Source organism: Schlesneria sp., from assembly GCF_036405755.1.
GTDB lineage: Bacteria > Planctomycetota > Planctomycetia > Planctomycetales > Planctomycetaceae > Schlesneria > Schlesneria sphaerica.
Genome location: NZ_DASWWZ010000704.1, coordinates 1 through 7839, shown reverse-complemented (window position 1 = coordinate 7839; position 7839 = coordinate 1). Strand labels below are relative to the sequence as shown.

At 57.2% G+C, this 7839-nt stretch carries 4 protein-coding genes and 1 pseudogene; all 5 read left to right on the top strand.

The genetic code is table 11. The features are described from left to right. A partial coding sequence (locus tag VGE80_RS23280; protein ID WP_440594318.1) for a DUF1553 domain-containing protein occupies positions 1 to 1687 on the top strand: 1687 nt, incomplete at its 5' end. Positions 1688 to 1869: 182 nt separating this feature from the next. Beyond that, entirely contained in the window at positions 1870 to 3231 is a 1362-nt protein-coding gene (gene dnaB / locus VGE80_RS23275; protein ID WP_373651535.1) for a replicative DNA helicase, read from the top strand. Positions 3232 to 3583: 352 nt separating this feature from the next. After that, on the top strand, positions 3584 to 4237 hold the full coding sequence (locus tag VGE80_RS23270; protein ID WP_373651534.1) for a cytochrome c3 family protein: 654 nt from the start codon (positions 3584 to 3586) through the stop codon (positions 4235 to 4237). After that, complete coding sequence (locus VGE80_RS23265; RefSeq protein ID WP_440594317.1) at positions 4234 to 7377, top strand: TAT-variant-translocated molybdopterin oxidoreductase; 3144 nt, start codon at positions 4234 to 4236, stop codon at positions 7375 to 7377. The genes VGE80_RS23270 and VGE80_RS23265 overlap by 4 nt, the downstream gene beginning before the upstream one ends. 56 nt (positions 7378 to 7433) lie before the next feature. Beyond that, positions 7434 to 7839: pseudogene (locus tag VGE80_RS23260) on the top strand (NrfD/PsrC family molybdoenzyme membrane anchor subunit); the annotation flags it as partial.

Genomic DNA, 7839 nt, shown 5'->3' with positions numbered 1-7839 from the left:
ACGCAGCAGCGCCGTCCGTCTGGTCTCAAACCACTGCCAGTTGAATTACGCCAACTATCGAGCGCTCACGTCGCCCCAGTTTCAGTGGGTCACGTTCTCGCCTCCAGAAGATCGCGAAGTTCTGCGAACGTACGCGGAACTCATGACAATGTTTGATAACCCCAAGTTTCCTGACCAGCTTTCGGCACTCGGAGGCGATAATGCCAATTACAGGCTCCCCTGGGAGCAGGCGGCGGAAAACCCCCGCTCCTATTTCGGCGTAACTCAAGTGGTGCTGCACGACAGCCCCGAAACGCCCAAGCCCGGCCTGACCCATTTGCAGTCACTCTTCCAGAGTGGTGAGACTCCCGCTTCCGAAAGCTCCAGTGCTATCGAAACCGCTCCGTCGGACGTCACTTTTTCTCTGTCCCAGCTCGCAGATCGCTATGCGGCTCGAATGCAATCCGCCATAGCGGCCTGGACCAGCGACACCGCCTCGGAAGATGACGTACGCTGGCTGGAAGTTCTGCTCAATCGTGAGCTGATCAGTAATAACGGCGCGCTGTCGCCTGGTATCGAATCTGCCGTCCAGGAGTATCGACAGGTCGAAGCAAGTCTCGCCGTCCCCCGAGTTGCAGTGGGCATTGCAGACGGTGGCCCCGGCATCGACCAACCGGTTTTCATTCGTGGTGACAGTCATCGTCCGGGCGAGACCGTTCCCCGTCGGTATCTGGAAGTCCTTGCGATGGATCGTTCGTTGGGCGGCGAGTCGACGAGCACATCAGGTTCGGAAACAAGACCTGCACCGAAGCCATTCAGATCGGCGGGAAGCGGTCGGCTGGAACTGGCGGAACAAATCGCCAGCGCCACCAATCCGCTGACAGCCCGAGTGATGGTCAATCGTGTCTGGCATCATCTGTTCGGTACGGGAATTGTCAGAACAGTCGATGACTTTGGGCACGTTGGCGAACCTCCCTCACATCCCGAGTTGCTTGATGAGCTTGCCGCCCAATTCGTGGAACAGGGCTGGTCTGTGAAAAGACTGATTCGGTCGCTGGTACTGTCACAGACCTTCCAGCAGTCGAACCACCCATCGGCAATGGCGCGCGAAGTGGATCCACAGAATCGATTACTGCAGCATTACCCCGCTCGCAGAATGCCGGCCGAATCGGTTCGAGACGCGTTCCTGAACGCGTCGGGACGGCTCGACAGAACTCTCTACGGACCCAGTGTGCAGCCATTTCGTGCGAAGGAATATGCAGATCGGCGACTGTTCCCCGGCCCGCTCGACGGTCTCGGGCGCCGCAGTCTTTACATCAAGAACAATTTGATGGAGGGACCCAAGTTCCTCGAGACCTTCAACTTTCCGGGGGGAAAGGTCACTCAGGGACGACGAGATATCACCAATGTCCCAGCTCAGGCTCTGGCGCTGCTGAACGATCCTTTCGTGATACAACAGTCCGAATTCTGGGCGAACCGTCTACTGGCGAACGGCGAAGACACGATCTCGTCACGCCTTGAGATGATGTTTCAGACCGCACTGGGGCGACGACCGGATGCAGCAGAATTGAGCCGCTTTGAAGAAACGGTGGCTGATCTCGCGCAGCTTTACCAGGTTTCCCCAGAAAAAATTCTCACGAGCCAGGAAATCTGGAAGGACGTTGCTCATTCGCTCTTCAACCTGAATGAAATGATCTATATTCCGTGATGGCCAATTCGGAATTCTGTCACCGGGGCGGGGTGTGGTTCTCGAGCACGTCGAAACTCAAGACTCGTGCGACCCACCGATGAGGGCCCGGATTCCCTCGGGGCTTCCCCGGCACCCGCTGCGACGCGGGGTTTGCGCCCGCAGATAGATCAGACGCGATTTCACCAGGAAGAGACTTTCTTATGTCGGATAACTCCTCGTTTGCAGCCAGATTACCCCCACAGAATCTTTCGGCAGAACGAAGCTTGCTGGGGTGCCTCTTGCTCGAAAACTCTGCCATGGACGAAGTGGCAGACGTATTGCGTGCAGAACACTTTTACAGCGACATTCACCAGTTGCTATATGCCACCATCAGCAAGATGCGCGAAGATGCGCGAGCCATCGACGTCATCACGCTGGCCGATGAGCTTGCCGAACGAAACAAGCTCGCTGACATCGGTGGTGCCCCGTATCTGCTTGAAATTCTCGAAACCGTTCCGCACGCGGCGCACGTGAAATACTACGCAGAGATCGTCCGCGACAAATGGATCCAGCGAAGTCTGACCAACGTCTGTACCGAAGTGCTACGTGAATGCTATGAGGGGAGCGACGAGACCGCCGATGTGCTGAAACGGGCTGAACAGGGTATCTTCGGGATCTTCGAACAGCAGGAAACGGCGTCTAAAATCGGCATGGACGACATCATGCACGAGACGCTGGACCGCATTAATTCCCGACTGGGAAAAGATGGCAGCATCAGCGGACTGTCGACCGGCTTCGCAGATCTCGATCGCCAGACCAACGGTTTCCAGGCGGCAGAACTGGTCATCATCGCAGCTCGTCCATCCATGGGTAAGACGGCGTTCGTCTGTAACATCGCCGAGTGGGTGGCGGGGGCCGGCGAAACCGCAGCACTGATCTTCAGTCTCGAACAGTCCAAACTGGAACTGGCAGAACGTTTTCTCTGTATTCGAGCCAAACTCGACGGTCACCGTTTGCGAAAAGGGCAACTGGAACCGGCAGAGCGTCACGCGCTGCTTGAGGCTTCGTCAGAACTGAGCCGCCTGCCGCTGTTCATCGACGATGCCCCCGGCCGTACGGTGGCACAGATCAGTGCGATCTGCCGACGCCTGAAGCGCCGCAATAATCTGGGACTCGTCATCATCGACTATTTGCAGTTGATCGAACCAGAAGACAAGCGGACCAACCGCGAACAGCAGATTGCCCAGATCACCCGTCGTCTGAAGGGGATCGCCAAGGAAAACAGTCTGCCGGTCATCGCACTGTCCCAGCTCAACCGTGGTGTCGAATTGCGAGAAGACAAACGTCCTCGTCTGGCCGACTTGCGAGAGAGCGGTGCCATCGAACAGGACGCCGATATCGTGATGTTCCTTCATCGTCCGGATGCGTATAACCCTGAAGATCGCCCCGGCCTCGCCGAAATCGTGGTTGCCAAACACCGATCCGGTCCGACCGGCGTCGTGAATCTCCAGTGGCGTCGCGAATCGATGCGGTTCGATAACTACGAAGGGGGAATAGACCAGGCGATCGCCGATAGCTTCTAACACGTACTTATCTAACGCGTACTCATCTGTGCTGCCGTGCCGTCAGATTGCCTGACTGATTGATTAGAAAACTCCTCGCCCCAGCAGTTGGGTGCGAGGAGTTTTTGTTTTTGGCGAAGCTTCCACTGTCCTCGTATTGCCATCTCGGCCTACGGCTACTAAGTCGGGCCAAGTCACACGGCATCCGATCACCGAGGGCACTCGGACCACTTTAAGCCGGAAACGGAATATAAGCTGCAGGACGTTTTCGCGAAAAAAACTATTCGCATTCTGAATTTCACTTCGTTACGGTGATTGAGTGAACTGCACGGTGTGAGTCGAGATCGACGACACGGATACGGAAGCGAGAGCAATGCCTCAGATCTTCCATCGCAGCATGAACACCTTTTCCAAGGTGACAATCTTCGGAGGATTGTTGCTCTGCGTGGCGATTGCCTTCGCTTGGGATCAGTTCAACCGATCAGCTTATGTCACCGAGGCGGATGTCGTGCGAGACCAGCCGATTCCGTTCAGCCACGATCATCACGTCAGCGGACTCGGTATTGACTGCCGGTACTGTCACACCACCGTCGAAACGTCTGCATCTGCAGGCGTGCCGGCCACTGAGGTCTGTATGAGTTGTCACTCCCAGATCTGGAAGGACAGTCCCATGCTCGCCCCCGTGCGCGAAAGCTTCCGTACGGGCCAACCAATTGAATGGACCCGTGTGCACGACGTGCCAGACTTTGTTTACTTCAATCATAGTATTCATGTCGCCAAAGGTATCGGATGTGAAAGCTGCCATGGCCGCGTAGACCGCATGCCCCTCATGCGCAGGGCACACACTTTGCAGATGGGCTGGTGCCTCGATTGCCACCGGCAGCCCGAGAAATTCATTCGCGACCCGTCAAAAATCTATCAATTCGGGAGCCTAGCCGAGACCTCGCCGGACGAGGTCACTCAGTTGATGCACAGCTTCAAAATCGACGCTCACCAACTTCTCGATTGTGGGACATGCCACCGATGAAAGACTCAGGTCATGTTCGCTCGCCGAGTGCTCCTACGGATTCCGATCCGCAGAACAATGTTCGCTCTCTCGACCTAGATGCCCTGCTCAATCGTCTGGAAACCACAGACCCTCCTCCCCTCTGGCGCGGCCTTGAAGAACTGGCACAGTCTCCCGAGTTCTTTGATTACCTGCATCGCGAATTTCCTCGTCAGGCGAGCGAATGGACGGATGAGTCGAGTCGGCGAGACTTCCTCCGGCTGGCGGCCGCCTCGCTCGGACTGGCGGGTGTGGGGCTGAGCGGCTGCGTCAGACAACCGGCAGAAAAAATTGTCCCCTACGTCCGGCAGCCCGAGGACATGATTCCCGGCAAACCTCAATACTTTGCGACCTGTATGACGCGGGGTGGGTATGCAACGGGTCTCCTGGTCGAAAGTCATTTGGGCCGCCCTACCAAAATCGAAGGCAACCCCGACCATCCTGCCAGTCTGGGGGGAACCGACGTCTTTGCCCAAGCGTCGATCCTCTCACTTTATGACCCGGATCGGTCCCAGACCTTAATGAAGGCGGGCCGGATCAGTACGTGGAGCGAATTTCTCTCGAAACTGACTTTAGAACTGAATAGTCTCCGTCCCGCTGGTGGCAAAGGACTTGTGATCCTTACGGAAGCCACGACTTCACCCACACTGCTGGACCAGTTGAAATCGCTGTGCGAGGATCTGCCTGAACTGACGTGGATTCAGTACTCTCCGGTCAGCCGAGGAAATGTTCGTGCGGGTGCCATCGCCGCGTTCGGTCAACCGGTCGATGTCGTTTATCAGTTTGACCGGGCGAAAACCATACTTTCGCTCGATGCCGACTTCCTGACCAGCATGCCCGGAAGTCTGCGTTATACACGCGACTTCATCGATCGGCGTCGTGCGGGCGCGGCCGATCCCCATGCGGTAACGATGAACCGACTCTACACCGTCGAATCGACGCCGAGTCTCACGGGAGCCCAGGCCGATCATCGACTGGCCCTGCGCGCTTTTGAAATCGAGACGGTGGCTCGCATCCTGGCCGAGCGGCTGGGGATCGAAGTTGCGACGCGTGTCGAAGATCTCCCCCCTGCAGTCCCTGCCAAGTGGCTGGAAGCACTCCTCTCTGACCTGCAGGAGGAACCGGGTGCCAGCGTGGTAATTCCCGGCGACGGCCAGCCCGCTGCAGTTCATGCGCTCGCCCATGCAATCAATCGCCAGCTCGACAATGTCGGCAAGACGGTCCGCTATATCCCCGCTCTCGGAGGTGAGACGGGTGACCAAATCGATTCTCTGCGTGAGCTCGTGACGAAAATAAGTCAGGGCGACGTAAAAATGCTCATCGTGATCGGTGGTAATCCAGTTTATAACACTCCCGGGGAACTGAACTTCGCGGAAGCCTACCGCAAGGTCCCTTTCCGCGTGCATCTCGCTCACGAGTACGACGAAACGTCATACGAGTCTCACTGGCACATTCCACGATCGCATACCCTCGAAGCGTGGAGCGACGCCTGCGCCTATGACGGAACGTGTTCGATCCAACAACCGCTTATCGCTCCCCTTTACGAGACACGCGATGAGCACCAGTTAATCGCAGTGCTGGCGGGTCGAGCCGAACTGACCGCTTACGAAATTGTCCGTAACTACTGGAAGCGGCAATGGGGTCGTGACGATTTTGAAGATCGATGGCGCCGTGCGGTCCACGACGGTGTGATCGCGTCTTCGAGCGCAGAGGATATCCGTCCCGAATGGAAGTTCGTCGACAAGGTCACTCCCACCCGCGCAACCACAACCGCCCGGGACGCAGCAACCGTGGGTCTTGAAGTCACATTTGTACCCGACCCCACAATCTGGGACGGGAGTTTTGCAAACAACGGCTGGCTGCAGGAACTTCCCAAGCCGATCACGAAATTGACGTGGGACAATGCCGCCTTGATCAGCCCACGAACAGCCCGTCGATTGGGGGTTGAGAACGCCGAACTTGTCGATCTGACAATCGGAGAGAAATCGATTCGCGTTCCCGCGCTGATCGTTCCCGGCCAACCGGACAACTCACTGTCCCTCTCTCTCGGCTATGGAAGGACCCGGTCGGGACGCATCGGAAACGGCGCAGGCTTCAACGCTTACCCGATTCGGCCAGCGACGAGCGACTGGTTCACAACTGGGGGGCAATTGAAGAAGACGGGGGGACTGTACGACTTATCCATCACCCAGTCGCATCACAGCATGGAAGGACGGGATCTGGTCCAGATTCAAACGCTTCCCGGTTACGCGGAGAACCCCGATTTCATCTCACCTGAGATGCGTCATCCTCATGAACTCCCCTCTCTGTACCCCGAGTCTCCCGAATCCCCCAACGCCTGGGGCATGGTGATTGATCAGACAGCCTGCGTCGGCTGCAATGCTTGCGTCGTCGCCTGTCAGGCGGAAAACAATATCCCGATTGTCGGCAAGAAACAGGTGCGGATGGGTCGGGAGATGCACTGGCTGCGAATCGACCGCTACTACCGTGGAGATATCGCGGACCCTGAAACGTATTTTCAGCCCATGATGTGCGTCCACTGCGAGAAAGCCCCCTGCGAACTCGTCTGTCCCGTCGCCGCGACCGTGCATAGTCACGACGGACTCAACCAGATGATCTATAACCGCTGCGTGGGGACTCGCTACTGCTCGAACAACTGCCCTTACAAAGTTCGCAGATTCAATTTCCTCGACTACGATGCCGAGATTCATTACGACGCGGCACACGCACCGTCACTTAAGCTCATGCGAAATCCCGACGTCACGGTTCGCAGTCGCGGAGTCATGGAAAAGTGCACGTACTGCACCCAACGAATCAGTCACGCAAGGATCGAAGCTCGGAAGCAGAACCGGGACGTGATCGATGGTGAAATTGTGACAGCCTGCCAGCAGGCATGTCCAGCGCAAGCCATTACATTTGGCGATCTGAACGATCCCGCCAGTGCTGTGACGCAGCTCAAAAAATCCCCCCTGAATTACTCACTGCTAGCGGAACTCAACACGCGTCCTCGCACCACGCATCTGGCTCGGCTACGTAACCCGCATCCGCGTCTGGCGGGGCTGGCTACTGAAGACACTCCGCCTTGGGACGGCCGTTCCTCAACACAACAGGAGGAAAAATGAGTCGTCGCAAACGTGGCCGTCACCGCACCCACCCGGGGCTCGACGCTTCTGCTTCCATGGCAGAAGTGCCAGCCCCCGTCGACGAAACTCCCGTCCTCGAACCGGGCCATACGTATGCATCCGTCACTGACCAGATCAGTTCCATCGTCTTGACGCGGAAGACATCGCGTGGCTGGGTTCTCGGCTTCGCTCTCTCATTCACCTTGATGATGGCCTTGCTCTACGCCACGGCATACTTGCTTGCCCGGGGAATCGGGATCTGGGGAACGAACATTCCCGTCGGCTGGGCCTTCCCGATCGTGAACTTCGTCTGGTGGATCGGGATCGGCCATGCTGGAACTCTGATTTCGGCCGTCCTCCTCCTGCTGCACCAGGAATGGCGAACGAGCATCAATCGATTTGCTGAGGCAATGACGTTGTTCGCGGTGTCGTGCGCAGGTCTGTTTCCTCTACTTCACATGG

Excerpts from the sequence above, each read along its gene's own strand:
- dnaB (WP_373651535.1), top strand. The coding sequence starts at position 1,870 with ATGTCGGATAACTCCTCGTTTGCAGCCAGATTACCCCCACAGAATCTT.
- VGE80_RS23270 (WP_373651534.1), top strand. The coding sequence starts at position 3,584 with ATGCCTCAGATCTTCCATCGCAGCATGAACACCTTTTCCAAGGTGACA.
- VGE80_RS23265 (WP_440594317.1), top strand. The coding sequence starts at position 4,234 with ATGAAAGACTCAGGTCATGTTCGCTCGCCGAGTGCTCCTACGGATTCC.